This is a genomic window from Alteromonas sp. 5NW40-0090 (assembly GCF_057552975.1).
Genome location: NZ_BAAJLT010000001.1, coordinates 126,612 through 153,106, shown reverse-complemented (window position 1 = coordinate 153,106; position 26,495 = coordinate 126,612). Strand labels below are relative to the sequence as shown.

The following is a 26,495-nucleotide window of genomic DNA, read 5'->3' as shown; positions in this document are numbered from 1 at the left end:
AGTAACGCCAAAAAGTGGCCAAGTAATGTTGGCCACAAGCCCCCGTGCCATTTGATTCAAGGATAAGACAGAATGGCCGATTTATCGCAGCACTTGAAACAGTTAGATACGCTGCGTGAAGGTATCGACGAGCTGGATACCCAGCTTGTCGAATTACTCGCAAAACGCAATAAGATTACCACCCAAGTTGGTCAAATAAAGGCAGAAGCTGGCATGCCCGTATATGTGCCAGAGCGTGAAAAAGCGCTGATCGCCTCTCGCCGTGCTCAGGCCGAAGTATTAGGGGTTTCTCCCGATCTCACTGAAGACCTATTACGCCGCGTAATGCGAGAGTCTTATCACACGCAAAACAACAAATATCGCTGTGTAAAACCTGATATTGATAACGTTGTTGTTATTGGTGGAGCAGGGGCGCTTGGCCGCGTGTTTGTAAGCTTGTTTGAACGAAGTAATTACAAGGTTTCGGTCGTTGAAAAAGACGATTGGGAAAATGGCAGAGCAACATCATTACTAAGCTGTGCTTCGCTGGTTGTTGTTGCAGTACCTATTAACCTAACAGAAGCTGTGATTAGCAAGCTAACTATGCTGCCAAAAGACTGTGTGCTTGCAGATATAACCAGTATCAAGGCTATGCCTCTTGAGGCAATGCTTGCCGTACATAGCGGCCCTGTCGTTGGATTACACCCGATGTTTGGTCCTGACGCACCAGGCATGATTAAGCAGGTAGTGGTAGTGTGCGACGGTCGTGACAGCGACAAGTACAGTTGGCTTATTGAACAAATGCGAATTTGGGGAGCCACAATTCACGACTCCAGCGCGCAAGAACACGACCAAGCCATGGCGTACATTCAGGTTATGCGCCACTTCAACACCTTTGTTTACGGACAACACCTAAAAGGTGAAGATCCTAATCTTGAATCTCTTACCATGTTTAGCTCTCCAATATATCGTCTAGAGTTGGCAATGGTAGGCAGATTATTCGCTCAGTCACCTCAATTGTATGCCGATATTATCTTCAATAACCCTGATAACTTTGCACTTCTGCGCCGCTTTTACGAACGCTTCGGGATTGCACTATCATTACTTGAAAATGGCGATAAAAAAGGTTTTGTAGAACAGTTTATTAAAGTCGGCGCGTGGTTCGGAGACTATGCGAAGAAGTGCTTAGTAGACAGCAAACAGATGTTGTTAAAAGCGGATGACGGTCAGCTTTTAAGAGATAAGTAGTGTTCATTAGGATGGGTCAAGAGCAAGAAGCGAGCTAAAAGCTCGCTTCTTCTATGTTAGTCAGCCAGCGCACTCGCGGCAGCCACTTTGGTCGGGCTAATTTCTTCACTCGGATAGCATCCTAGTACCTTGATATAGCGTGTAATTCCACGCAATGCATCAAGGGCGTTTTGCACAGGGCCATCTTCTACATTGCCTTCCACATCAATATAGAACATTTCTTCCCAAGGGTTGCCTGGAATAGGGCGGGATTCAAGCTTGGTCATATTGATGCTGTTCTCTCGAAGCACTAATAAGGCCTCTACAAGCGCACCTGGCTTTTGAATAGTAGACATAACGAGGGTTGTTTTAGCTGGTACTTGCAAAGGGACAACCACAGGATTGCGAGCAACAACAATAAAGCGGCTATGGTTTTCTTTTTGGTTTGCCAAGTTACTCTTTATTGCCATCAGTCCATAAAGGTTGCCGCCTGCTTCACTTCCAATAGCCGCTACGTCGTCGCGCTGAAGTTCACTAACGGTCAACATGGCAGAGCTTGTGCTGTCCATAGTCTTTACTTCAACGTTGCCTAGCTCGGCTAAGAAATGGCTACATTGAGTGAACACTTGAGGGTGTGCATAAAGCGTTTTAATTTTATCGATGCTGGTATTGGTTCCCACTAACAAAGTATGGCGGATAGGGTGGGTAAGCTCACCAATAATGCTTAGTTGTGTGTGTTGCAGCTGGTCGTACACTTCATTGATACTGCCAGAGGTTGTGTTTTCAATGGGTAGTACCGCGTAATCGGCTTCTGTACTCTCTACTTTATGAATAATTTCAGCGAAGCTTTGGCAGCCAATTTCTAACAGCTCTCCAGGTCTGCGTGAAAAATATTTCTGTGTAGCAAGGTAGGAGTAAGAGCCTTTGTCGCCTAGGAACGCTACTCGGTTTAACGGTAGTGTGCTGCCAGGGTTAGCGCGCTCGGCAAGCATGGCCTGCTGGTTCAAAACTGAATCTTCAATAATAACGTGAAAAATTTGTGTTACGTAATGAGGATCTAAACCAATGCTTTGGCCTTCTTTTATTAACCTCACTAATAGCTGTTCTTCACGCTTTTGATCTCTTACAGGAATGTGGTGCTTTATTTTCGTCTCAGCCACTTCATTGGTTAACTTTCTGCGTTCTGAGAGTAGTGTAAGTAATTCACTGTCTAACGCGGTAATGCGCTCTCTAACAGTATCTAATGCATTGTCTGACATATCATTCCCGTGCGTATCTTATAAATAAGTGTTGCTAAAAAAAAACCTCCCAAGTGGGAGGTTTTCATGCATGTAGCTGCGCCTCCCTAATAAAAGGATGTAAACGCAAAAAAGAAAAATGCTACGTGCTTTATTATCTGTTTCATGACCTTGAATGTATGTCGAACCCCTATGTGTGTCAACCCATTTTTACAAAATGTATAGTTGTTTTTGATATGAGGGTCTTGAAAAAGAACTAAAAATGAGTTTGCTACACATCGCGCAGTTTCACGATATGTAGCATTCGTTTAAAACAAGCATGCTATGAAGGCTAATTACCTAAAAGCGCTGACAGCATCTGGCGTACTTCATTTGGCTCAAAAGGCTTGTCGCACAAGGCATTTACACCGGTTTGCTGAATGTTGGCCATATGGGCACTGTCTGCCGATTCAGATGTCACCATAATAATAGGAATATGCGTGGTTTCTGGATTAAAGCGAATGAATTCAGACAGCTCTCGACCGTCCATTTCAGGCATGTTGTAGTCAGTAACTACTAAATCGAAAGCTTGGTCTTTTATCAAAGTAAGCGCAGCTGCACCATTTTCAGCTTCTTGGATTCGCTGCAGTCCCATTCCTTCAAGTACTCGTCTAATATGATTCCGAGCAAGTTTACTGTCATCAACAAGCAGCACACGAACGTCGTGTACATCAAATAAGTCCAGCTCTAATTCGTCGTGATTGATAAGGTCTAGGCTCGCATTAAGCGCACGTGATAAATGAAGTGGTTCAAATGGCTTTGGAAGAATGGCTGCGACACCCGCCTGTTTGAATTCTTCCAATTTACTTAATCGATTTTCACTAGAGACGAGCATAAATGGAATGCTCTTAAATGCGTCGTCTTCTTTTATAAATTTGAGGAGCTCTAGTGCGGTTCCGTCCTCATAATACATTGCACTAACTATTAAGTCGGCGCCATGGGCTTTAACCGCTGATCGGGCTTCGGAAAGGGTACTGACTGGGTCAATTTCCTTAACGTTTTCTTTCAACAGCAACGTAGTGATAATTTTTCGTTGTGTGTCAGATGGTTCAACCAAAATAATATGTAAATCAGAAATTGACAGCTTTTCCATTTCAGACTCTTTTTGTTATATGTTTATGAAAAAGTGAGAGCGTACAAGCGATCGTCAATCGCTAACCACCCGCAAGCTTAACTTTGTACCCTTTGTCGATTAGCAGCGTGCGCAGTTTTTCTCTGTCATCTGTTTGTACTTCAATGACGCCGTCTTTAACCGCTCCACCGCAACCGCATTTCTTTTTTAATTCTGAGCCAAGTTTCTTTAGTTCGTCAGAAGGAAGATCTAGTCCTTTAATCAACGACACGCCTTTTCCTTTGCGACCTTTCGTTTCTCTGTGAATACGAACTACGCCGTCTGAAGAAACTGAACGTTGCTCTGTTTTTTGCTCAGGCTTTATTTTGCCGCTCTCTGTACTGTAGACCAAAAGAGCGTCTTGCCAATCTTGCATAGATACCTCAATAAAATACGTAAAACCATCCTTATTATGCTTGTCGAAACTTAATCATACGAAAGTTTAAGCACTTCACGATGGCGATGTAAAAAAGTTCAACTAAGATAAGGATAGCAAAGTTAAAAGCATGTATTGAAGCATTTCTGCTGACATTTTAAGGAAAGCATATGGAAATAACGTCAAGCTACCAGAATCAAGGGAAAGAATTGGTAATCGATGTAGGAACAAAATTTGATTTCAGTAAAGTTGAAGATTTTAGAAACGCATACAGCGAACTGAATGACGGCGTAACTCATATCGCTGTTGACTTGTCTCGTACCGAGTATATGGATAGCTCAGCACTAGGCATGCTATTGAACATGCAGAAAACATTAGCAGGCAAAGAACTCTCCTACAGTATCGAGAACGCCAGACCTCAGGTGGCAAAAATTCTCAAAATATCCCGGTTCGATAAAAAGTTCGAAATTAAGTAGCCTGAATAGGACTTCTTCTTTTGAAAATCCTCATTGTTGATGACGAGGCTATCAACCGTACTCTCTTGACCAACATGCTCTATAACGCCGGCTATACAGAATGCGTTGAAGCAGTGGATGGTATAGAGGCGATTGAAACATTTATTGAAGAGCAGCCAGATTTGGTTTTGCTCGATGTTGTTATGCCTGGGCTGTCTGGTTTTGATGTTGCACCAAAGATCCGTCAACTTGCTAAAGGCCCTTATCTTCCTATTCTGTTTATCACTGCCCTAGAAGACAAAGACAGTTTAGTGCGCTGTTTAGAAGTAGGGGGGAACGACTTTGCTACAAAACCTTTTGACCGTCATATCTTAATTGCAAAAATTAGGGCGCACTTAAAAATACGTGCGTTAAGTGAACACGTTGAACTTCAGAACAAGAGCCTGCGGCTTTTTAATCAAAGAGTGGCACGGGAACACGCTATTGTTGAGCATATCTTTAGTCATGCCATAGTTAATCGCCCGGAAGTGCAGATGCATTTCGATTGCTTTCTTCAACCTGCCGAAACCTTTAACGGTGATTTATTTTTGTGCGAAGCAAGCCCTAGTGGGGGCATTTATTTCATTGTGGGGGACTTCACTGGACACGGGCTTGCTTCGGCTATTGGCGCACTACCTGTAACCCGTGCATTCCAAGAGCTAAGTCAACAAGGCGTATCGGTATCTGAAATTGTTAGTGAATTAAACCAAATCCTCACTAAGTTTTTGCCTAGTGATATGTTTATGGCCGCTGTAGTTGGAGAGATTAACGCAGCAGGAAACCGCATAAATTTATGGCAGGGCGGGATGCCTGCGGCGATTATTCCAGCCAAGTCAAACAGAGCGTTGCGTAAAATATCTTCTCGTCACATGGCTTTGGGCGTTTTGGAAGAACATGAGCTTAACACTGACATTGATATTGTTAATTTAGGGCACAATGAGCAGTTAATCATTTGCAGTGACGGACTTATCGAAATTGCGAATGATGATGGCGATATGTTGTTGGAAGAAGGGTTAGCAGAAATAGTAAAAGAACAAATGATAGAAGAAGGCATTGTCGATGCTAACTCACTATTCAGCCGCGCTAAGGCCCACTGCGCAACGTCTACATTTCAAGATGATGTCACGTTAGTAGTATTTACCTCAAGGCCAGTAAAAATGCCTTTGAGCAACCAAGTCGAATTTGGTTTTCCATCAGTACATGAAGTCACTCTTGATGCCGAGCACCTAAAGCAACCCGATGCTCTGCCACGAGTACTTCAATTGGCTGGACAGTGCGAGGGTATACAGAGCATTCGTTCAATTATGTTTACCGTGTTATCAGAACTTTTTAATAATGCACTTGAGCACGGTATTTTAAAGCTGGACTCGAAACTTAAACAAGACAGCGCGGGGTTTCACCAATATTACGAAAATAGAGAGGCATCTCTACAAGCTTTAAGCCGCGGTCGAATCATCGTTAGAGTAGAATCTTTACCCGATAGGGGAAAAGTGCTCGTTTCGGTAGAAGATAGTGGAAATGGATTCCAGTGGGAAAAAAAAGCATATTTAGCGAGATCGCATTTATCTAATGATGAATGCTTTGGACGAGGCCTTCCTTTAATTCAGACACTGTGTGAGCGAGTCTGGTTTGAAAAGAATGGCAGTAAAGTTATTTGCTTACTTAGTACTCGTCAGCAGCAAGGAAACTAGCTTAGTGTGGAAAAAGAGCGGCCACCTAAGCTAATCTATCCACGTTTTTAAACAACTAATCGAAATCCTCTTTTCCTTAGTAATAATTATTCCAATACTCATTTATCTTAATCGAACAGCTGCGCTGTTATAGCCACTAACCAGAGGCATCATGCTGAAATCTTTTTTGAAACTATTTGAAGAATCACACAACAAAGCAAAACCTGAATACACGATCGAACTTGCCACAGCTGCCTTACTTAGCGAGTTAGTCAATGCTGACAATCAGGTAACTCAAACTGAAAAGGACGAATATAAAAAACAGCTAAAGCGCCTTATTAATGTTGATGATGAGGCGATAGCATTGCTATTAGAACAAGGACAGGAAACGGCTGATGATGCTGTTGACCTTGTGCATTTTACTCAGGTGCTCAATAAACATTATTCTGCAGACGAAAAAGTTAGCGTAATCAAAGGTCTTTGGGCAATAGCCTATGCCGATGAATCCTTAGCGCCACTAGAAGAGAGCACCATAAGACAAATAGCTGACTTGTTGTATGTGCCTCATAGCCAATTCATTAAGACTAAGCTTGAGATTGCAGAAGGTTCTAAATAATCCACTTCCAGAACAGTGCTGCCTACTTAAACAAAAATACGTTGTTAATTTCAAAGCACGTGACTTACTATTACGCTCAGAATAATAAATAAGTGGTAGTGTTTGGATAAATATTCCTTGCCTATTCCGCTATAAGAACAGTTGTAAAGCAAGGACACATGAGTGTTTAGAACGTTAAAAATTCCGATTGGGCTCGCCATTGCCTTATCCATGTCTGTTTTGATCATCGCAGTTGCCTTGGTCAATAGGCTAGACCATCACGAATCAGTTGTTACCGTCGTGAAAAATAATACCGCTGCCTTGAGTAACTCTCTAGCACTACAATTGTCAGTGATGATGGAAAGAAACCCCGGTAACAATGCATTGTTCTCTTCACTTTTTCAGCCAATCAAAGAGCACGAGCATCTTTTATCCGCGTTCCTTTACGATAATCATTTTAATGTGATTTCGGCTGTTCAGCCAGAGAGAGTGCTCGAGATAAGTAATGCATCCCTACCTACATCACCAAAAAATGTTCCTTTTGGCATCTCGCAATACGAAGGAGTTATCGTTGATCACCAAATTGTGGGAAGTAGCCTCTATCCTATGGGTCACATTGTCATTTATATTGACATCAACAAGTTACAGTCTGCGAATAGTGCTCGACAAATTTTGGAACAAGCCCCCGTTATGCTTGCACTTTGGTTATTGTGTGCCGGGGTGTGTATTTCCATTCTATATCGCTTAATTTCACCGCTTGCCTCATTAGGCCGATTTACTCAGCAAGTCTTTGAAACCAAAGATTATGCGCTTAGAAGCTCAATTCACTCATCTAATGAAATAGGTAGAATAGCTAGCAACATTAACAGCTTACTAGACGCGATCGAAGTTGAGCTTCTGGTTAACTTTGAACAGAAACAAACATTGGTTGATCAGCAAGAAACCATGTCTCGCCTGGCTAATTTTGATAGCCTAACAGGCTTACCCAATCGGCAATTTGTTCTTGATAACCTTAGGTTGGAATTAGCAAGAGCGAAAAGAAACGATGAAGATTTGTTGCTTTTATTTTTTGACCTCGATGGATTTAAAGGAATAAATGATTCTTTAGGGCATGAGACAGGCGATTTAATTTTAATAGAAGTAGCTGATAGAGTGCAGTGTCTACTCAGAGACGGTGACTTGTTTGCTCGTTTAGGTGGCGATGAATTCTTAGTGCTTCCAGATCGAGATGCAACGACCGACCAGGCCAAGCGTCTCGCAATGAGATTAATTACAGCGTTTGATGAACCCTTTGAGCTTAGAGGGCTTTCTTTAACTGTTGGCTTGAGCGTAGGCGTGGCTACCGCTTCTGATGCGGGTTACGATTTAAGTGAACTCATGAGCAATGCCGACCTGGCCATGTATCGCTCGAAGGCGAGAGGAAGGGGAAGTTATACGCTATTTACGCCAGATATGGTGGAATCTCACAAACGCAAACTACATTTGGCTAACGGCATAGAGCAAGGGATAGCAAATGATGAGTTTGTTGTTTATTACCAAGTAAAAGTCAACAACGACGGAAATGTTATTGGCGTTGAGGCATTAATACGTTGGCAACATCCTGAATTTGGGCTAGTTATGCCAAACGAATTTATTCCTATAGCAGAACAAGGTGGAAAGATTACCGCGATTACTCGATGGGTAATAAGTCGAGTGTGTATAGATATGCCTGATCTCAGGCGTTGGGCTGTGGGCGCTTTTAGAGCGTCAATTAATCTATCTGGCCACGACCTGAGAAGTAATCAACTGTTCGACTATATCTACAATACTTTTACGCTTTACGATGTAAACCCCGAGAACATTGAATTTGAAGTGACTGAAAGCGCCTATCTTGAAAACTTTGCGCTTTCCAACAAGTTTTTCAGACGCATTGGCAATATGGGGTGTGCGATTGCCCTCGACGATTTTGGCACGGGATATTCCTCCTTGAGTTATCTCACTCAAATCAATATTGATACGCTTAAAGTCGATAGGCAGTTTGTGACAGAAATTCAATCATCTGAACGCAGTCGCTTAGTAACAGGTGCTATAATTGATTTGGCAAAACGATTATCTCTTTCAGTGTGCGCTGAGGGAATAGAAAATCTTGAGCAGTGGCAATATCTTAAAGCGCACGGTTGTGACAATGTTCAAGGTTTCATGTTCAGCAAGCCAGTGCCTATAAACGAGCTCGTTGCTTCTCCTTGCTATTACAAAGCTGAACAATTTACCTGATGCCAAAATATGTATGTCGGTATTGTTGCCGACATACTCTCACTACCAGTGTTTCTTTATTGCAACACCCGTCCATGGTTTACCCATATTTAAATATCATTGTTTTCTTATCTTTCTGTTTTTAAAGACTATATTTATTATGGTCTGAAAATCGCATAACAAGTTTAGATGCATTAATGATGTGGTTAATTGAAGACTAATGGTAACATCCATATGCCTTTATTATTCATTGGTGGTAGAAGCCATAGGATAAAAATTGGCAAATTGAGAAGGATTTTAACAAGCGTTTAGCGGAGGATTCATGATGAAACGTCTCGAAAAAGTTTTCTTAGCACTTTGTGCTGTTGCGGCAGTGCAAGCCATTTCGGTAGCGGATGCGCATGCCACACCGGCGCGTTCGCTTATGCAACAGTTAGATACAGACAAAGACGGCTTAATTTCTCTTAAGGAAGCGGTAAGACACACAGGATTACTGCGTAACTTTGGTCTGATTGACGACAACGAAGACGGTAAGCTTTCTGAAGCTGAATTGGCAAAGAGCAAGCTTACACCGGGTAATGAAAAGCTCACAGCAGGTGAGTAGATAAGAATATCAACATCGATGAGGGTAAGGTTCTGATAAACAAGGTATCGTTTGGTGAACGCTTGGTACAACTTGGTTCACTAAGGCAGTTAACGTTAGGTAGTTTTGTACTGGCCCTCATCCCGCTCATAGCACTGTTATGGCAAAGTCAAAGTGACCTAGCTAAAGTCGGTCAAATGACTACGCTGGAAACGCGTTTTGTGGTGGACGTCGTTAGCGACATGCAGCGTTTAGATAATGCCGTGGTTGATGTAGAGCGCAGTATTAGACAGTTTGCTGTTCTGCGTAATGAGCGAGTAGCGCAGCTTTCTGATAATGCTATAGACCAGTTTGCCGTAGCGGCTGATAACTTATGTCAGGCGCTTTCTGTTCCAGCAACATGTTCTCGACTGTCCGAGCAACTTAACCAACTCGCTGAATACCGAGTCATAGAAGACCAACTATTGCTTAACGCATATTTAGCGTCGGTTGGCGATAGCGTAGATCAGTTACGCGATGATGTAGAAGCGGCAATAACAGAGCGGGTTAAAGTTCAGCAAGACGACTTAAACGCTATGCAGGCAAAGCAAGCGTGGTCCACAGCAATGTTGGTAAGCGTGTCGTTACTGCTTATATTGATGGGCAGCCAACTGATTGTAAACCCTGTCAATAACCTCAAAAAAATTATACGGATCATGGCGCATAGCGATGGTCAGCTTCCGCCATTGTCTAAGCAGGCCCCCAGAGAACTTATAGATGTCGAAAAGGATTTGCACTGGCTCTACGATCGTTTACAACAGCTAGAGCACATCAGAACTGCTTTACTACGGCATGCCGCTCACGAGCTTAAAACCCCGTTAGCGAGTATAAAAGAAGGCTGCAGTTTGTTGTCGGAAAACGTGGTAGGTGAATTAAACAACGCTCAGCGAGAAGTGTTGTCATTACTTACCGGCAGCACACAGCGCCTCAATACTTTGGTTGAAAAACTGCTCGACTACAATTTGCTCTTACAACAGGCGCAACCCAAAATAGTTGAAAGCGACGCAGAAAAGCTGGTCACCGCCTGTTTAGACGATTATGCCCTTGCTATTCAAGAAAGAGAGGTGGATGTAAATATTTCCGCACCTACAGTGCATGTAGACGAAGAGTTGTTTAGAAGAATACTCGATAATTTAGTGTCCAATGCCGTTGCGCACGGTGCGATTGGAAGACCAATTAATATTAGCCTTTATAACGAAAATGATAACCTTGTACTGGACGTAGCAAACCGTGGGAAACGTATTGCGCCAGAATCGGTACACACGCTATTTGAACCTTTTATTCGAGGAACCGAGCCAAGAAACGACAACGTTATTGGAACGGGGTTAGGGTTATCAATTGTTGCCGATTGCGCTCGACTAATGCATGGTGATGTAAAAGTTGTAGATGTAGACTATGCCGATGTTTGCTTTAGAGTGACCATTCCGCGACAGGAAAAATAAAATGAGAAAAAGTGGTTTAATTGTCGCCTTACTGGTACTGACAGGATGTCAGAGTTTAACCAGAAACAACGACAACGCAGGAGAGCCTGAAAAGGTAACACCTGTAGTAAAGATAGAACGTGGCTTTTGTTTATTTGATGAACCGCCAGAAGGCTTTGAGCACAATTGTGATACGACGTATTGGCTCAATACGTGGATTGCAGCGGCTAACCAACCTTGGATAGAGCGCAAACAAGTTTTGAAAGCGCTCTCAGACTCAGCTTTCGATACGCTTCATGCCTATGTATTAACACTACCTACTGACACCCCCTATCAAGACAGGCTGCGCGCTCAGCTCGCGCTGGATGATATTGCGGGCACTTTTACCCCAACTGCTCAGGAAGTGATTAATGTGATTGCCGCATCGCATAACAATCAAATAATGCAGCTAGAGTCTGCCATGGTGGTATTAGAGCAAGAAAACACCTTGCGTGGAGAGAAACTAAAAGCCCTTGAAAAAGAAGCAGTAAACTTGCGCAAAAAATTAGAAGAACTGTTGCAAATTGAAGCAACATTGATGGATAAAAACAGGAGTACACAACAGTGAGCGAAAAGGCGAGTAGTAACCCTAACTTATTGTTGGTTGATGATGATAAAAGCTTATTGCGTTTGCTAACCATTCGTCTGGAAGGCGAGGGATATCACGTGACCGCAGTGGAAGACGGTCAGTCGGCGTTAAGAAAGCTTCAGAACGACAACTATGACGTTGTACTTAGTGATCTTCGCATGCCCGGCTTAGACGGATTGAGCTTATTTGAAGAAATTATGGGAATTAGAAAAGATATTCCTGTTATTTTGATGACTGCTCACGGGACCATTGCCGATGCGGTAGCTGCCACTCAGCGCGGCGTATTTGGTTTTTTGCCTAAACCAGTGGATCACGATGAACTACGTGCGCTCCTGCAAAAAGCGTTAAGTCAATCTCAGGCTGCACAGCCGGGCGATTGGGCGAAAGACATCATTACCCGTTCGCCGGAAATGCTAAACGTGTTAGACCAAGCGTTTCGCATTGCGCAGAGAGAAGTATCTGTACTTATTAGCGGCGCAAGTGGAACCGGTAAAGAGTTGCTCGCTAATGCAATTCATAAAGCCAGCAACCGCAGTGATAAGCCATTTGTGGCAATTAACTGTGGTGCGCTGCCAGAGAACTTACTTGAGTCAGAGTTATTTGGCCATGCAAAAGGTGCGTTCACTGGCGCAGTAGCGGCACACCCCGGTTTATTTAGAGAAGCTGACGGCGGTACGCTGTTTCTAGATGAAATTGGCGATATGCCAATGACGCTTCAAGTTAAACTATTGCGTGCTCTACAAGAGAGACAAATTCGCCCTGTAGGAAGCAGTAAGCACGTAGACATTGATGTGCGTATCATTTCTGCGACGCACAAAGATTTGCACAAAGAAATGGAAGAAGGCACCTTCCGCGAAGATTTGTATTACCGACTAAATGTAGTCAATCTCAAGCTTCCTTCGCTGAAATCGCGTAGCGAGGACATTCCTTTACTTGCGCGATCATTGCTGCAGCAAAGTGCACAGCGTCATGGCGTAAATGTAAGTCAGTTCTCAGATGACGCAATGCAGCAGTTAGTGACGTCGTCTTGGCCTGGCAACGTACGCCAGCTCGTGAACGTGGTTGAACAGTGCGTAGCACTAACGCAAACGCCGGTTATTCCGCTTCATTTGGTTGAGCAGGCTCTTTCAGCAACCAAGCAAAGCTGGCCCACGCTTACAGAAGCGCGCGATGCCTTTGAGCAGCAATACCTTCACAAGCTGCTTAAGATGACAGACGGTAATGTAACGCGCGCGGCAGAGCTTGCAGGAAGAAACCGTACAGACATGCATAAACTTATGAAAAAGCATGAGTTAGATGCAGCCGATTTTAGATAGGTAAATGCTGTCTATTATGTGAACTAACGGGGGCTAAAACCGCCGTTAGTTTTTCTATATTGTTCTTTAGTTTATTTTTTAAACGATAGCCGTGTCATCCGTCTACATTCTACTACTGTTATATAAGGTGTTATGTATATGGTGATACACTATGTTTTTACATACCAATGTGGCAGCACAAGAAGCCACAAACACCTTATTTGGTGTAAATAAAGGCCTTAGCCGGTCGTTTGAACAACTCAGTTCAGGGCTTCGTATCAACAAATCGAGTGACGATGCGGCAGGGCTTCAAATTTCCAATCGTCTTAGCAGTCAAGCTCTTGGCCTCAATCAAGCAGTGGCTAATGCCAATAGTGGACAGGCACTTACTCAAGTTGTCGACGGAAGCCTAGGTGAAGTTACCCGTCATTTAAACAGCATACGCACCTTATCAATAGCCTCGCAAAACGGGATTTACAGTAAAAGCGATTTAGCATCTATTAACCAAGAGGTTCAAGGTCACCTTCAAGAAATATCGCGTATTGCGGGAACGACTTCTTTTGCAGGAGAAAAGCTCTTTGACGGAAGTTTTGTCCGCGATTTTACGGTAAGCGCTAATGGTGGCCAAAGCATTCGTGTCGATTTATCACTCGAAGGAGATGGAATAGGCCTTTCTGCATTAGGTTTATCTGGTTTTTCCGTATCTCAATCAGGCCAGCAATCTAATGCCATAGGTGGAGATGACGTGTCTGGGGCAAGCGCATTTAGCGCTGGTGAAGTCATTCTTAACGCTGACGATTCCCCCGGAGAAAAAAGAATCAGTATTTCAACAGATAGCGGGTTAACGTTTATTGAGCGGGCAGTACAACTGATTGAAAATCAGGGTGTCAATGCTGCGCTTATTAGTAATACCGCGAACGAAATACTCGGGCTTAATGCAACAAGTGCAAATCTTCTAACTGGCGACGTAACTCTAAACCAAGCAAGTGCCGAACTTCGGGTGGCTACTCCTACAGGTGAACTACAAATATCGTCGAGTTTAAACAGCAAAGTGGGGCAATATAATGCCCAGAGCGCACAGCAAAGTGAGAGCGCGCTAAGTATTATCGATAACGCCTTAGAAATTATAGGAGATTTGCGCACAGATGTGGGAGCGACATCGAACCGTTTTTCTTCGGCATTAAAGAGTTTGTCGAACACAAGCGTTAATGTTCAGCGCGCCAATGCTCAAATCACTCAGTCGGATTTTGCTAGTGTTACTGCTGAAGAGACGCGTTTTTCCATTTTACAGAAAGCCAATGTGAGTGTTTTGGCCATGGCTAACCAAATGCCACAGAATGTCCTACTTCTATTGAGTTAGTACTACCGGCCAAACGAAGTTCTAGGGGTCAAGCGCTCAAAACTCAGAAAAAATAATGGCCTCTGCGCTACGAGCATGTTGTTTTAAACTGTCTATTTCAGGTGCTGTAAAGCTACGTGGCTCATCAAACAGAAGGCATAAGGTTCCCAACTCATAACCGTCTTTATTGCGCAAAATGGCACCTGCATACGCTCTAATAAAAGGGTTTCCAGTGACTAGCGGGTTATTAGCAAATAGCTTATCGGCTTTAGCGTCGGGAACAATTAGATATTCTTCTTCGGCTATCGCGTAGGTGCAAAATGAGATATTACGCGGTGTTTCGGTAGCATCCATACACTGGCGAGACTTAAACCATTGACGATCTTCTGCAACAAGGCTTACTAAGCAGGTTTTAGCATTAAACTCTTTTTGGACGGTTTTGGTAAGTTCGTCAAGTTGTTCGCTTGGCGAAGTATCTAAAATATCTAACGACTCCAGCGCAGCAATACGCGCTTTTTCATATTCGTGGTTCATTGAGGTTATTTCACGTTGATAATGGTGTAGTACCAAAATAGATAAGGGGAATAGTTTACCGTTGAATTAGAAAAACGCTATCTATTAAAAACAAAATATTAATCGGCGCAATGTCAGTGGCTTGTCATTAAAACAGTGCATTCTGTTCAGGCTGGCTTTTAATAGACAGGTTATTTAGCACAAGTGATGGATTATCGTTGTTATACAAATCGATAAACTGCTGAGCTAACCAAGGTGCGTCTTTGTTGTCAGGGCGGTGACAAAAAAAGTACACATCTTTTCCTTCGCTTTGCCAAAGCTTCACTTTTTTCACCCAAGGCAATAAACAGCGCTGGTTGTCATCATCAATATCATTACCCACGAAGCGCACAATGGGAGTATGGCCTGTAGCGATAACGTTAACGGGAACTCGCGGCTTTTTTTGCCTGACTTCTTCTAGCATAGCACGCTTATCTGCTCCGCCTGCATCTAAAGACCCGCTAAATAAAGCTCGGGTGTCCATAATGATTCTATTCGCATCGTGGCGAATTAATAGTTGGTTAAGCGCCTTTTCTTCATCCCCCTTTGCAAAAAATGCCAGGTGGCGCACTTCAACCGCTACGTTTAATTCTTGGGGTAACGCTGCTAAAAAGGTATCCAAAATGGATAGCTTTTCTGGCCCGAAAGAAGCGGGCAGTTGCAGCATCATGACTCCTAGCTTTTCTTTAAGCAGGCTCAATAAAGCAAGCTGTTGGGCAAGCTCTTCATCACAATGCTGTAATTGGTGTACATGCGTAATATTCTGGTGAAACTTGAAAGTAAATCTGAAGTGGCTGGGTACTGAATCGCACCATCTCGCTACAGCGTCTTGATGGGGAAGAGAGTAAAATGTGGTATTCCCTTCAACCGTATTACACTCCTTAGCATACAGCGACAATCCATTATCAGACTTAGGATAATTAGCAAACCACGTGCTCGGCCAATGGCTGTGTTGCCACATTGGCAATCCAATATAGAGATTTCCTTGTGATATGGCTGATTTGTGCATATTTGTCATTGGGCTTTATCAAGCATTTGTTTATACTATGCGGCCTTTAAATCATTACATTATGCATGTTGTGGGCGGGCCAGTTAATTGGCCAGCAAGTTTACGCGATTTTTGGCAAAGTCTTAAGCCCAAAAGTAAGCGGTTTTGAACGCCAATTCACTGCATGCGAAGCAAGAAAAAACATCAGGGGTCAAGGACCATGCGCACAGATTACTGTGGGAATATCGATTCATCATACATTGGACAAGAAGTTACCCTTTGCGGGTGGGTTAATAAGCGTCGCGATTTAGGCGGTGTAATTTTCATCGACTTACGCGACCGCGAAGGTATCGTACAAGTGGTGTTCGACCCAGATTTACCAGACGTGCTATCGGTAGCTAACACGTTGCGTAGCGAATTCTGTGTAAAGCTAACGGGTAAAGTGCGTGCGCGCCCTGAAGGTCAAGTTAACAAAGACATGCGCACAGGTGAGATTGAGATCCTAGGTACAGGCCTTGAAGTGATCAACAAGTCTGACGTGCTTCCACTGGACTGGAACCAAGAAAACTCAGAAGAACAGCGCCTTCGCTATCGTTATCTAGACCTTCGCCGTCCTGTAATGAGCCAGCGTTTACAGTTCCGTGCAAAAGTAACCGGTGCTGTACGTCGTTTCCTAGAAGAAGAAGGTTTCCTTGATATTGAAACGCCTATTCTTACTAAAGCAACGCCAGAAGGTGCACGTGACTACCTAGTGCCAAGCCGCACCCACAAAGGTGAGTTCTTTGCACTTCCGCAGTCGCCACAGCTTTTCAAACAGCTTCTGATGATGTCAGGCATGGACCGTTACTATCAAATCGTTAAGTGCTTCCGCGACGAAGACTTACGTGCCGACCGTCAGCCAGAATTTACCCAAATCGATATTGAGACCACGTTCTTAGATGCCGATGGCGTAATGTCTATTACTGAGCGTATGATCCGCGACTTATTCAACAAAATGCTAAACGTTGACCTTGGTGACTTCCCGCGCATGACGTATAAAGAAGCCATGACGCGCTTTGGTAGCGACAAGCCAGACCTACGTAACCCGCTAGAGTTAACAGACGTTGCTGACTTGCTTGCTAACGTTGACTTTAAAGTATTCAGCGGCCCGGCAAACGACCCTAAAGGTCGCGTAGCAGCTATTCGCGTACCGGGCGGTGCTTCACTTTCGCGCAAGCAAATAGACGAATACACTAAATTTGTAGGTATTTACGGCGCGAAAGGCCTAGCTTGGATTAAAGTTAACGATGCTGGTGCTGGTCTTGAAGGTCTGCAGTCGCCAATCCTTAAATTCCTAACCGAAGACATCACTAACGCCATGCTAGAGCGCACTGGCGCGCAAAGTGGCGATATTCTATTGTTTGGTGCAGACAGCTACACTGTGGTTACCGAAGCGATGGGCGCACTTCGTCTTAAGCTTGGTGAAGACTTTGAGCTTCTTGAAGGCGAGTGGAAGCCACTTTGGGTTGTTGACTTCCCAATGTTTGAAGAATTTGACGGTCAGCTACACGCTATTCACCACCCGTTTACCGCGCCGCGTGGTTTAACACCGGAAGAACTTAAAGCTAACCCAGCAGAAGCCTTATCTGACGCTTACGATATGGTATTGAACGGTGTTGAATTAGGCGGTGGTTCTGTACGTATTCACAATGAAGACATGCAGTCTACGGTATTCAACATTCTTGGCATTGACGATGAAGAAGCGAAGAACAAGTTTGGCTTCTTGCTTGACGCGCTGCGCTTTGGTGCGCCGCCGCATGCAGGTCTTGCGTTCGGTCTAGACCGTTTGGTAATGCTAATGACGGGCGCAACCTCTATTCGCGATGTAATGGCATTCCCTAAAACAACCACTGCGGCATGTCCGTTAACATCGGCGCCTAGCCCTGCAAACCCACAGCAGCTTGAAGAGCTAGCTATTGCAACGGTGAAAAAGCAATCGTAATTTATGGCGTATAAGAAGCCTGAATCTGCACTGGTAGTGTTGTACGACCAACACTACCGAGTGCTGCTTTTGCAACGACAAGATGACCCCACTTTTTGGCAGTCGGTAACCGGCGCATTAGAAGAGGGGGAGTTACCTTTAGAAACGGCATATCGTGAAGTGTGTGAAGAAATTGGCATTGATGCCAAAGCACATGGCTTTGTGGTTAACGACCACGATAAGCAAAACCAATATGAAATTCGTAGCCGCTGGCTACATCGTTATCCTCCTGGTACTGTGCACAACACAGAACACGTATTTTCCCTTCAAATAAACAGCGATTTACCCATTGTCTTAACAGAGCACTTGCAGTACGAATGGGTGTCGAAAGACGAAGCACTCGCGCGTTTATGGTCTCCCTCTAATAAAGAAGCGGTATCTTTGTTTGTACCGAGTGGGCCTTAATGGTTATACTGGGTATAGATCCAGGTTCTCGGATCACAGGCTACGGTTTAATTGCACGCAAGCAAGGTAAACTGGTGTATGTAGCAAGCGGGTGCATTCGCGTTGGAACGGCAGATTTGCCTTCTCGACTTGCTAATATTTTTACCGGGGTTGGCGATATTATTCGTCAATATAAACCCGATCAGTTTGCTATTGAGCAAGTATTTATGGCGAAAAACCCTGATTCAGCGTTGAAGCTTGGTCAGGCCAGAGGTGCCGCCATTGTGGCAGCCACCCAAGCACAACTTCCTGTTGCTGAATACAGCGCAAGGCAAATTAAGCAGTCGGTAGTTGGAAAAGGTGGCGCAGATAAAACGCAAGTTCAGCACATGGTAAAACACCTGCTTAGCTTAAGCGGCACTCCCCAAGCCGATGCTGCCGACGCATTAGCCGTTGCCTTGTGTCATGCACACACCGAACAGAGCCTGATAAACATGGCAGGGCAAGCCCGAAAAACCGTTCGTGGTCGTTTGCGCTAATACTGCTCGAAGCTCACGCTTTTACAGAGATAATTCATGATTGGACGAATTCGCGGTACGTTGGCTGAAAAACAGCCTCCAGAAATTCTTGTAGATGTAGCCGGTGTTGGCTACGAAATTCACATGCCTATGACCAGTTTCTACCAGCTTCCCGCGGTGGGTGAAGAAGTGGTGGTGTACACACACTTTGTGGTTCGTGAAGACGCCCAGTTACTGTTTGGTTTTGCTGATAAAATGGAAAGAGGGCTTTTCCGAGAATTGATCAAAGCCAATGGTGTAGGCCCGAAATTAGGCCTTGCTATTTTATCCGGTATGTCGGCAAGCCAGTTTTTGGCAAGCGTACAAAATGAAGACGTTTCTGCGCTCGTCAGCTTACCGGGTATAGGTAAGAAAACCGCAGAGCGTTTAGTGGTAGAGCTTAAAGATCGCTTAGCAAAATTTGGCAAGACGCAGAGTATTGCTGTACCGCCCCCAAGTGGCGACTTGTTATCCACCAACACTATTGTTGCTGTAAACGACGCTCGGGAAGAAGCGCAAAGCGCGCTTATTGCACTGGGTTATAAACCTGCTCAAGCGAGCAAGCTAGTCGACAGCGTATATAAAGAGGGCATGGAAAGCGAAGCCCTTATTCGCGAATCATTAAAAGCGGCCATATAATGGCGCTCAACGAAGACAGCGGTTCTTAGTCTGCCTGTCTTCACGTCACCGTTTAAAGTAGAACTATCATGATTGAAGCCGACAGACTGATTACGCCTGAAGCCAGCACCGAAGACGAGGTCATCGACCGCGCCATTCGCCCTAAAATGCTGGAAGACTATACGGGGCAGCCTCACGTGTGTGAGCAAATGGAAATTTTTATTCAAGCTGCGCGTAATCGCGACGATGCGCTAGACCATCTACTTATTTTCGGTCCGCCAGGACTGGGTAAAACCACGCTTGCGAACATTGTGGCAAATGAAATGGGCGTGAACATTAAAACCACGTCAGGCCCTGTGCTTGAGAAAGCTGGTGACTTGGCTGCACTGCTTACCAACCTTGAACGCAATGATGTATTGTTCATAGACGAAATACATCGCTTAAGTCCAGTGGTAGAGGAAATTCTTTATCCTGCCATGGAAGACTATCAGCTTGATATTATGATAGGCGAGGGGCCGGCCGCCCGTTCAATTAAATTAGACCTTCCTCCCTTTACTCTTGTGGGCGCAACCACGCGCGCAGGCTCATTAACGTCGCCATTACGCGACCGTTTCGGCATTGTTCAACGCCTTGAGTTTTACAACGTAAAAGACCTCACTAGTATTGTAGCAAGAAGCGCCAGCTACCTTAATTTAGACATGAACGAGGAAGGCGCGCAAGAAGTGGCTCGTCGTTCGCGGGGCACACCGCGTATTGCTAATCGTTTGTTACGCCGTGTTCGAGACTACGCAGAAATTAAAGCAGACGGCACGGTGGGGGCCGATACGGCAGCGAAGGCACTGGATATGCTGGACGTAGATAAAGAAGGTTTCGATTACATGGATCGTAAATTGCTTACTGCTATTATCGAAAAGTTTGATGGTGGGCCAGTAGGCTTAGACAATTTGGCGGCAGCCATTGGTGAAGAGAAAGAAACAATTGAAGATGTCATTGAGCCGTTTCTTATTCAACAAGGTTTTTTACAGCGCACGCCTCGAGGCCGTATCGTGTCTCAGCGCGCCTATCTTCACTTTGGCTTCGCTCCGTCTGAATAATCTACTGTCCCTTTGTAAGAAGCTACAGATTCTTTTTAAAGGCCTAGCTGGATTGCTGGGCTTTTTTTTGGTAACACCGAAAATACAGAAACCGTTTCAAACGCTACAAGTAAATGCTCGTATGGGGCAAGCTGTAACTTCAGAGCATTGAGATTGGATGGCGAACTATTGCATACCGCAAGTTAAGCATGAGCCGCCAATTTTGTGTTTTATACAGATATTATGTTTTGTATAGATGCTAAATTACAGGCAAAAAAAAGCCCGCTCATTGAGCGGGCTAAAACAACAAGTGTTGAAGGAAATAAATCCAGGGAACTCATGTCTAACAGGAGAATAACTCTTGCATGACCGTGCTAAGCACCATCACGCTCTGTACGACTGATGCTGTGCATTATAGGGAGAGCAGAAAAAACTACAATTGAGTAAAATTGTTGTTTTGAATTAGAAAAACTAATGTGTTAACTGGGTGTTTAATATTGGTTTATTTTTGATTAAATGTTAGCTTTTATAGGGCTTGTGGGGTGTTTTTGTTCTGCATTTTGTCGTGCTAATTAGTTATTTTAACTCCGCTTTGGATTATTAAATTTTTGGGTAAAGGAATAGTTATGCATTTACATCAGGTAAGAGTGTATTACGAAGATACCGACGCAGGCGGTATCGTCTATTATGCGAATTACCTAAAGTTTATGGAGCGAGCCCGTACTGAGTGGCTTCGCGAGCTAGGTTTTGAACAAGACACGCTGATGGAACAATCCATCGCTTTCGTCGTCAAACACGTTGAAATGCATAACTATGCGCCTGCACGGTTCAATCAACTGTTGAGTATTGAAACTCGCGTTGTAGAATTGAAAGGCGCTAGTATGACGTTTCAACAAATTATTAAAAACGAACAAGGCGTTACATTGGTATCGGGAGATATCAAGGTTGCCTGCGTCGATTTGGCCGTTATGAAGCCAAAAAGATTACCACGTACTTTGTTAGGGGAAATTTCGCGTGTCATCTGATCTCACTTTTATTGGCTTGTTTTTACAAGCGAGTTTTATTGTTCAACTAGTTATGCTTTTGTTACTAAGCGTGTCGATAGCCTCGTGGACATTTATTTTCCAACGCAGCAAGGCGTTGTCGGCGGCACGCAACGAAATGCGTCAGTTTGAAGATAAGTTCTGGTCAGGCGCTGACCTTAACCGTCTTTATCAAGAGCTTTCAGCTAGAACAAACCTTACCGGTATGGGCAGCATCTTTTGCTCAGGCTTTAAAGAGTTTGTTCGCCTGCGCAAATCTAACACCGCTACCAACGGTATCGTCGACGGTACATACCGTGCTATGCGCGTTTCTATGTCTCGTCAAGTTGAAGAATTAGAAAGTCGTTTACCCTTTTTAGCAACAGCAGGCTCAATCAGTCCTTACATTGGCCTATTCGGTACTGTGTGGGGGATCATGAACGCCTTCATCGCACTAGGTGAAGTGCAACAAGCCACCCTTGCGATGGTAGCGCCAGGTATTGCAGAAGCACTAATTGCAACTGCTATCGGCCTATTTGCTGCCATCCCAGCCGTAATTGCATACAACCGCTTCAGCCATCAGGTTGAGAAGCTAGAAAATAGCTACGGCAACTTCATGGAAGAGTTCTCTGCAATCCTTCATCGCCAAGCCGTTGCTGCGCAAGCACAACAACAAGCCTAAGCGTTTACATTCCAAAACGGAGGACTTGTTATGTATGTAAGAAAACGCCGCAGGCCGGTATCTGAGATAAACGTAGTGCCCTACATCGATGTAATGTTGGTGTTGCTTATTATCTTTATGGTAACGGCGCCGCTTATTTCTCAAGGGGTAAAGGTAGATTTGCCTAAAGCAAGTGCAAACCCAATAGAGCAGGAAGATACACCACCGATCATTGCATCGGTAGATGTTAAGGGGCGCTATTTTCTGAACGTAGGAGAAGACCAGGAATCGCCTATTAGTAAAGAAGAGCTTGGCGCTATTGTAAAAGCACAGTTGACCAAAGAGCCCAATACACCCGTAGTGGTAAAAGGCGATGGACAAGTAGCGTATAACGAAGTGATACAGCTAATGGTGTTATTACAACAGGCGGGTGTGCCTTCGGTAGGGTTAATGACGGATCCGGTTGAGTAATATAGATATGTCGAAACCCGAAGTGTCGAGAAGCACGTCACGCGCAAACAGTGATACGAAGACTAAACAGGTCAGTAGTTTAAGCCCAGAACAAATAGGCTTATTCAAATCTATTGGCTTGCATCTTTGTATCGCTGCGCTGTTGCTAATTAGCGTCAGTTTCTCTCCTGATCCTTTGCCGAGTTTGCCGTCGAATGCACCAGTAATTGAAGCGACGTTTATTGATGCACAAGCGATAGCAGATCAAAAAAGGGAGCAGGCACAAGCTGAAGCTCAAGCGAGGGCAGAGGAACAAGAAAGGCAAAAAAAAGCACAAGCCGCGGCAGAGAAAAAACGCCAGCAGCAGCTAGCAGCCAAGCGAGCGAAAGAGAAGCGTGAAGCAGAAGCGGCTGAAGCGAAACGTCAAAAAGACTTGGAGCGTCTAGCGGCGCAGAAGGAACAAGAGCGTAAGGAGCGCGAAGCAAAAGCGAAAGCTGAGGCTGAGCGAAAGAAAAAAGAAGCAGCTGAACGCGCTGAAATGGAAAGGATCATGCAAGAGCAGCTTGCGAAAGAACAAGCTGCTCAGCAAGAACGTAGGCGAAAACAGGTACTTACTGAAGTAGAGCGTTATACCGCGCTTATTCAGCAAACCATAAAGCGCAATTTGTATTCAGACGACAGCTATCAAGGTAAAACCTGTCGATTGAATATTCGGTTAGCAACGACAGGGTTTGTTACGAGTATTCGTGTACTCGGCGGCAATGATGCGCTGTGTAGAGCGGCTGAAAGCGCGGTTCGCAGGGCCGAAAAGTTACCGGTATCTGATGCGCCAGACGTTTACGAGCAGTTAAAAGACATTACTTTAAAAGTGGAATTATAGTGGTATGAAAAAACTAGGTTTATGGATAGCGCTTATTACGATGGCATTCAGTGCCAACGTGTTTGCATCCTTAGAAATTGTGATAACCGAGGGCGTAGATAGTGCACGTCCAATCGGGGTTGTGCCATTTAAATGGAAAGGTCAGGGCAGTATGCCTGGTGATATTTCTAAAGTGGTAATGGCCGACTTAATGCGTAGTGGTAAGTTCAACCCGGTATCTGTCGACAAAATGCCACAGTACCCGGAGACAGCGGAGCAAGTGTCTTTCACTGCGTGGGCAACCTTAGGTGTAGACACGGTTTTAGTAGGAAGTATTGAGCCACAAGGAGGCGAACGCTACCTTGTATCCTACGAGTTGATTGATGTGCTTAAAGGGCAAGTTGACAATGGGCAGGCTAAAGTACTCAAAGACGGCAATTTGGTATCTAGTAATGATCACATACTTGCTGCCCGTCAGGCAGTAATTAACGGTCGAGATTTTCGCCAGTATGCGCATCGAATTAGCGACATTGTGTATGAAAAATTGACCGGCGTTCGCGGTGCATTCTTAACTAAGATTGCTTACGTTATTGTTCGCGACCGCGATACGGTTGAAAAACCGTACCAATTAGTCATTGCAGACTACGATGGCGAGAACGAAACGCGCCTGCTGTCTTCGCCAGAGCCACTTATGTCGCCAGTGTGGTCGCCTGATGGCGAGAAGCTAGCCTATGTAAGCTTTGAAAATCGTAGACCGCAAATATTCATTCAGAATATCTACACCAGCGAGCGTACGCGCATTACTGATTTTCCTGGAATAAATAGTAGCCCGGTGTTTTCACCAGATGGCAAGCAACTTGCAATGGTTTTATCGAAAGATGGAAACCCTGAACTCTATGTGATGGACTTAGCGACAAAAAATCTTCGCCGAGTAACACGAAATAGAGCGATTGATACGGAGCCCGCGTGGCTACCAGACGGCAGTGGGTTAATATTTAGCTCGGAACGGGGTGGTAAACCCCAGATATATAGCGTAAATTTAAATTCTGGGAAAGTAAGGCGAGTTACCTTTGTAGGTGAACAGAACCTTGGCGGTACGATTTCCCCAGACGGCAAGCAAATGATTATGGTAAACCAAACTAATGGGAACTATCACATTGCGAAGCAGTCTTTGGATGGTGGATCACCTCAAGTACTGACACGGACGTACTTAGATGAATCACCAAGTGTAGCGCCGAACGGAAGCATGATTATATACAGCACCCTTCACGAGGGGACCCAAGTGTTGTCACTGGTTTCTTTAGATGGGCGTTTTAAAGCTAGGTTACCAGCAGCCAATGGGCAAGTTAAATCGCCAAGTTGGTCACCATTTTTGTTCTAACAATTTAACGACTAAACAATAAAATTTAAGGATTAGTAGGATGCAAATGAATAAAGTGATGAAGAGCTTCATTATCGCATTGCCAGTAGTGACAATGATGGCATGTTCTTCAGGCCCTAGCGAAGAAGAATTGGCTGCAGAGCGTAATCGTCTTGCGCAAGAACAAGCGGCTGCGGAAGCGGAAGCACGTGAAGCAGAAGCTCAGCGTGTTAAAGCAGAAGCTGCACAGCGTATGAAGCGTCAGGAAGAAATGGTTCAGCAAGAAATGGAAGCGCTGAAGAACGAACAAACCGTTTACTTTGACTTTGACCGCTCAAGCATCAAGCCAGAGTTCCAGCGTATTCTAGACAAGCACGCGGCGTTCTTGGTGAAAAACCCAAGCACTAAAGTGACTATTGAAGGTCACACTGACAGCCGTGGTACGCCAGAGTACAACATCGCGCTAGGCGAACGTCGTGCACAGTCTGTTGAAACTTACCTACTTAATGCTGGCGTAAGCAGCAGCCAAGTAACAGTAGTTTCATACGGCGAAGAAAAACCAGCAGTGATGGGTTCTACTGAGTATGCATTTGCTCAAAACCGTCGCGGAGTGGTTGTTTACCGCTAATGACTATTCTAACGAATAAGACATTAAAAATGGGCGTCACTTTATGTGCCGCCCTTGCTGTTTCTACCGCATTTGCGCAAGCGCCCGTGGTAGACGCCAATGGCGGCAGTGAATTGGAACAGCGTATTGTTGTGCTTGAGCGTATTGTTAAAAGTCGAACTGAAATGCAGCACAGGCTGCAAACGCAGTTAGATAACATGCAAATGGAAGTCGACCAGCTGCGCGGTGCGGTTGAAGTTAATACCAATGAACTTCAAAAAGTACTTGAGCGTCAGCGTGAGCTTTACCTTGAAATAGATAAACGCGTAGAAGCACTTAAGCAAAGCGGCGCGCTACAAGGTAGTGCCATGCCTAGTGCAGGTGTTGATTCGGGCTCTGTAAGCTCTCCAGCAGCATCTACGCCTACGCAAGCACCGCAAGCAGGTGAAGACGAAGCCTATGAAAATGCGGTAAATTTGATCCTTAAGTCTCGTGAGTACGATAAAGCCATTCCTGCGTTTCAATCGTTCATTTCACGCTTTCCTAACAGTGGTTACGCACCAAATGCGCACTATTGGTTAGGGCAACTGTTGTTTAATAAGCAGCAATGGAGCGAAGCAAGTGAGCAATTCAATATTGTAGCTAATCGCTTTACCGATTCTTCCAAGCGTCCTGATGCCTTATTAAAACTAGGTGTCATTGCTGAGCGAACGGGAGACAGTTCAACGGCACGTCAGCTGTTCCAACAAGTTGTCAATGATTACCCTGATTCTTCGGCAAAACGCCTCGCTGAATCTCGGTTAAATAACTTGTAATGAACAAAGCCTCTTTTAAAGAGGCTTTTTTATGGGTTAGAGAAAAGTTTTTTTCAAAAAATTCCATTTAGAGTGCATAAAACTTCTGCACCAAATTTCACTGTATTTCGTAGAAACCATACTAAACTCAATTAGTACTGGTATAAATACTCAGCGATTTGTTTTCATTTTGACCGTTTAGTCGTAATTTGACAGAAAAATGAAAATAAAAGGACGTTATGGGTTGCGTCGAATAAAAATCTGAGTATTATATGCCGCCGTTG

General features: G+C 44.4%; 27 protein-coding genes. 22 read left to right on the top strand and 5 right to left on the bottom strand.

Annotation, left to right across the window (positions count from 1 at the left end; translation table 11 throughout):
- Nucleotides 1-72: 72 nt before the first annotated feature.
- Nucleotides 73-1,227 (top strand): bifunctional chorismate mutase/prephenate dehydrogenase, encoded by a 1,155-nt coding sequence (tyrA, locus tag AC27KT_RS00690; RefSeq protein WP_487126549.1) that lies wholly within the window; start codon nucleotides 73-75, stop codon nucleotides 1,225-1,227.
- A gap of 56 nt (nucleotides 1,228-1,283) precedes the next feature.
- On the opposite strand, the gene pheA is transcribed toward tyrA, so the two are convergent.
- From pheA to yciH, 3 genes are all read right to left on the bottom strand, one after another.
- On the bottom strand, nucleotides 1,284-2,465 hold the full coding sequence (gene pheA, locus AC27KT_RS00685) for a prephenate dehydratase (RefSeq protein ID WP_039216761.1): 1,182 nt from the start codon (nucleotides 2,463-2,465) through the stop codon (nucleotides 1,284-1,286).
- Nucleotides 2,466-2,775: 310 nt separating this feature from the next.
- Entirely contained in the window at nucleotides 2,776-3,576 is an 801-nt protein-coding gene (locus tag AC27KT_RS00680) for a response regulator (RefSeq protein WP_487126546.1), read from the bottom strand.
- A 61-nt stretch (nucleotides 3,577-3,637) separates the two neighbouring features.
- Entirely contained in the window at nucleotides 3,638-3,970 is a 333-nt protein-coding gene (gene yciH, locus AC27KT_RS00675) for a stress response translation initiation inhibitor YciH (RefSeq protein ID WP_487126544.1), read from the bottom strand.
- Nucleotides 3,971-4,140: 170 nt separating this feature from the next.
- On the opposite strand from yciH, the gene AC27KT_RS00670 reads away from it, so the two are divergent.
- The 9 genes from AC27KT_RS00670 (at nucleotide 4,141) to AC27KT_RS00630 (ending at nucleotide 14,287) form a co-directional block, all read left to right on the top strand.
- A complete protein-coding gene (locus AC27KT_RS00670) occupies nucleotides 4,141-4,446 on the top strand; it encodes an STAS domain-containing protein (protein ID WP_487126542.1) in 306 nt (101 codons plus the stop codon).
- Between the two features lie 20 nt (nucleotides 4,447-4,466).
- A complete protein-coding gene (locus tag AC27KT_RS00665; protein WP_487126540.1) occupies nucleotides 4,467-6,155 on the top strand; it encodes an ATP-binding SpoIIE family protein phosphatase in 1,689 nt (562 codons plus the stop codon).
- A gap of 151 nt (nucleotides 6,156-6,306) precedes the next feature.
- Nucleotides 6,307-6,750, top strand: coding sequence for a tellurite resistance TerB family protein (locus AC27KT_RS00660; protein ID WP_487126538.1), 444 nt, complete (start codon nucleotides 6,307-6,309; stop codon nucleotides 6,748-6,750).
- A 162-nt stretch (nucleotides 6,751-6,912) separates the two neighbouring features.
- Nucleotides 6,913-8,982 (top strand): putative bifunctional diguanylate cyclase/phosphodiesterase, encoded by a 2,070-nt coding sequence (locus tag AC27KT_RS00655; protein ID WP_487126536.1) that lies wholly within the window; start codon nucleotides 6,913-6,915, stop codon nucleotides 8,980-8,982.
- Between the two features lie 301 nt (nucleotides 8,983-9,283).
- Entirely contained in the window at nucleotides 9,284-9,565 is a 282-nt protein-coding gene (locus AC27KT_RS00650; RefSeq protein ID WP_240692144.1) for an EF-hand domain-containing protein, read from the top strand.
- A gap of 62 nt (nucleotides 9,566-9,627) precedes the next feature.
- On the top strand, nucleotides 9,628-11,025 hold the full coding sequence (locus AC27KT_RS00645; protein WP_487126534.1) for a sensor histidine kinase: 1,398 nt from the start codon (nucleotides 9,628-9,630) through the stop codon (nucleotides 11,023-11,025).
- A gap of 1 nt (nucleotide 11,026) precedes the next feature.
- On the top strand, nucleotides 11,027-11,611 hold the full coding sequence (locus tag AC27KT_RS00640; protein ID WP_487126532.1) for a hypothetical protein: 585 nt from the start codon (nucleotides 11,027-11,029) through the stop codon (nucleotides 11,609-11,611).
- Nucleotides 11,608-12,948, top strand: coding sequence for a sigma 54-interacting transcriptional regulator (locus AC27KT_RS00635; protein ID WP_423078434.1), 1,341 nt, complete (start codon nucleotides 11,608-11,610; stop codon nucleotides 12,946-12,948). Before AC27KT_RS00640 ends, AC27KT_RS00635 begins: the two co-directional genes overlap by 4 nt.
- A 151-nt stretch (nucleotides 12,949-13,099) precedes the next feature.
- Nucleotides 13,100-14,287, top strand: a complete 1,188-nt coding sequence (locus AC27KT_RS00630; RefSeq protein WP_487126529.1) for a flagellin N-terminal helical domain-containing protein — start codon at nucleotides 13,100-13,102, stop codon at nucleotides 14,285-14,287.
- Between the two features lie 36 nt (nucleotides 14,288-14,323).
- Here the strand turns inward: AC27KT_RS00630 and AC27KT_RS00625 are convergent, their stop codons facing one another.
- Nucleotides 14,324-14,800, bottom strand: a complete 477-nt coding sequence (locus AC27KT_RS00625; protein WP_487126527.1) for a GAF domain-containing protein — start codon at nucleotides 14,798-14,800, stop codon at nucleotides 14,324-14,326.
- Nucleotides 14,801-14,927: 127 nt separating this feature from the next.
- The gene (locus tag AC27KT_RS00620) at nucleotides 14,928-15,779 is read right to left on the bottom strand and encodes a DUF72 domain-containing protein (protein ID WP_487126525.1); all 852 of its coding nucleotides are present in this window, start codon (nucleotides 15,777-15,779) and stop codon (nucleotides 14,928-14,930) included.
- Between the two features lie 247 nt (nucleotides 15,780-16,026).
- Here AC27KT_RS00620 and aspS point away from each other — a divergent pair, with 247 nt between their 5' ends.
- From aspS to ybgF, 12 genes are all read left to right on the top strand, one after another.
- Entirely contained in the window at nucleotides 16,027-17,787 is a 1,761-nt protein-coding gene (gene aspS / locus AC27KT_RS00615) for an aspartate--tRNA ligase (RefSeq protein ID WP_014948860.1), read from the top strand.
- Nucleotides 17,788-17,790: 3 nt separating this feature from the next.
- Entirely contained in the window at nucleotides 17,791-18,231 is a 441-nt protein-coding gene (gene nudB / locus AC27KT_RS00610) for a dihydroneopterin triphosphate diphosphatase (protein ID WP_487126523.1), read from the top strand.
- Complete coding sequence (gene ruvC / locus AC27KT_RS00605) at nucleotides 18,231-18,749, top strand: crossover junction endodeoxyribonuclease RuvC (protein ID WP_061485246.1); 519 nt, start codon at nucleotides 18,231-18,233, stop codon at nucleotides 18,747-18,749. The genes nudB and ruvC overlap by 1 nt, the downstream gene beginning before the upstream one ends.
- A gap of 36 nt (nucleotides 18,750-18,785) precedes the next feature.
- Nucleotides 18,786-19,406 carry a Holliday junction branch migration protein RuvA gene (gene ruvA, locus AC27KT_RS00600; protein WP_487126521.1) on the top strand — a complete coding sequence of 207 codons (621 nt, stop codon included), beginning with the start codon at nucleotides 18,786-18,788 and terminating at the stop codon, nucleotides 19,404-19,406.
- Between the two features lie 68 nt (nucleotides 19,407-19,474).
- On the top strand, nucleotides 19,475-20,479 hold the full coding sequence (ruvB, locus tag AC27KT_RS00595) for a Holliday junction branch migration DNA helicase RuvB (RefSeq protein ID WP_156078106.1): 1,005 nt from the start codon (nucleotides 19,475-19,477) through the stop codon (nucleotides 20,477-20,479).
- A 605-nt stretch (nucleotides 20,480-21,084) separates the two neighbouring features.
- Nucleotides 21,085-21,483: a tol-pal system-associated acyl-CoA thioesterase gene (ybgC, locus tag AC27KT_RS00590; protein ID WP_014948865.1), complete on the top strand. Its 399-nt coding sequence runs from the start codon at nucleotides 21,085-21,087 to the stop codon at nucleotides 21,481-21,483.
- Nucleotides 21,473-22,162 carry a protein TolQ gene (gene tolQ / locus AC27KT_RS00585; RefSeq protein ID WP_014948866.1) on the top strand — a complete coding sequence of 230 codons (690 nt, stop codon included), beginning with the start codon at nucleotides 21,473-21,475 and terminating at the stop codon, nucleotides 22,160-22,162. Before ybgC ends, tolQ begins: the two co-directional genes overlap by 11 nt.
- Nucleotides 22,163-22,192: 30 nt before the next feature.
- Nucleotides 22,193-22,612 (top strand): protein TolR, encoded by a 420-nt coding sequence (tolR, locus tag AC27KT_RS00580; protein ID WP_014997836.1) that lies wholly within the window; start codon nucleotides 22,193-22,195, stop codon nucleotides 22,610-22,612.
- A 7-nt stretch (nucleotides 22,613-22,619) separates the two neighbouring features.
- Nucleotides 22,620-23,471 (top strand): cell envelope integrity protein TolA, encoded by an 852-nt coding sequence (tolA, locus tag AC27KT_RS00575; protein WP_487126518.1) that lies wholly within the window; start codon nucleotides 22,620-22,622, stop codon nucleotides 23,469-23,471.
- Between the two features lie 4 nt (nucleotides 23,472-23,475).
- A complete protein-coding gene (gene tolB / locus AC27KT_RS00570) occupies nucleotides 23,476-24,831 on the top strand; it encodes a Tol-Pal system beta propeller repeat protein TolB (RefSeq protein ID WP_487126516.1) in 1,356 nt (451 codons plus the stop codon).
- Between the two features lie 40 nt (nucleotides 24,832-24,871).
- Complete coding sequence (pal, locus tag AC27KT_RS00565) at nucleotides 24,872-25,438, top strand: peptidoglycan-associated lipoprotein Pal (protein ID WP_014948870.1); 567 nt, start codon at nucleotides 24,872-24,874, stop codon at nucleotides 25,436-25,438.
- On the top strand, nucleotides 25,438-26,232 hold the full coding sequence (gene ybgF / locus AC27KT_RS00560; protein ID WP_487126513.1) for a tol-pal system protein YbgF: 795 nt from the start codon (nucleotides 25,438-25,440) through the stop codon (nucleotides 26,230-26,232). The genes pal and ybgF overlap by 1 nt, the downstream gene beginning before the upstream one ends.
- Nucleotides 26,233-26,495: the final 263 nt, after the last annotated feature.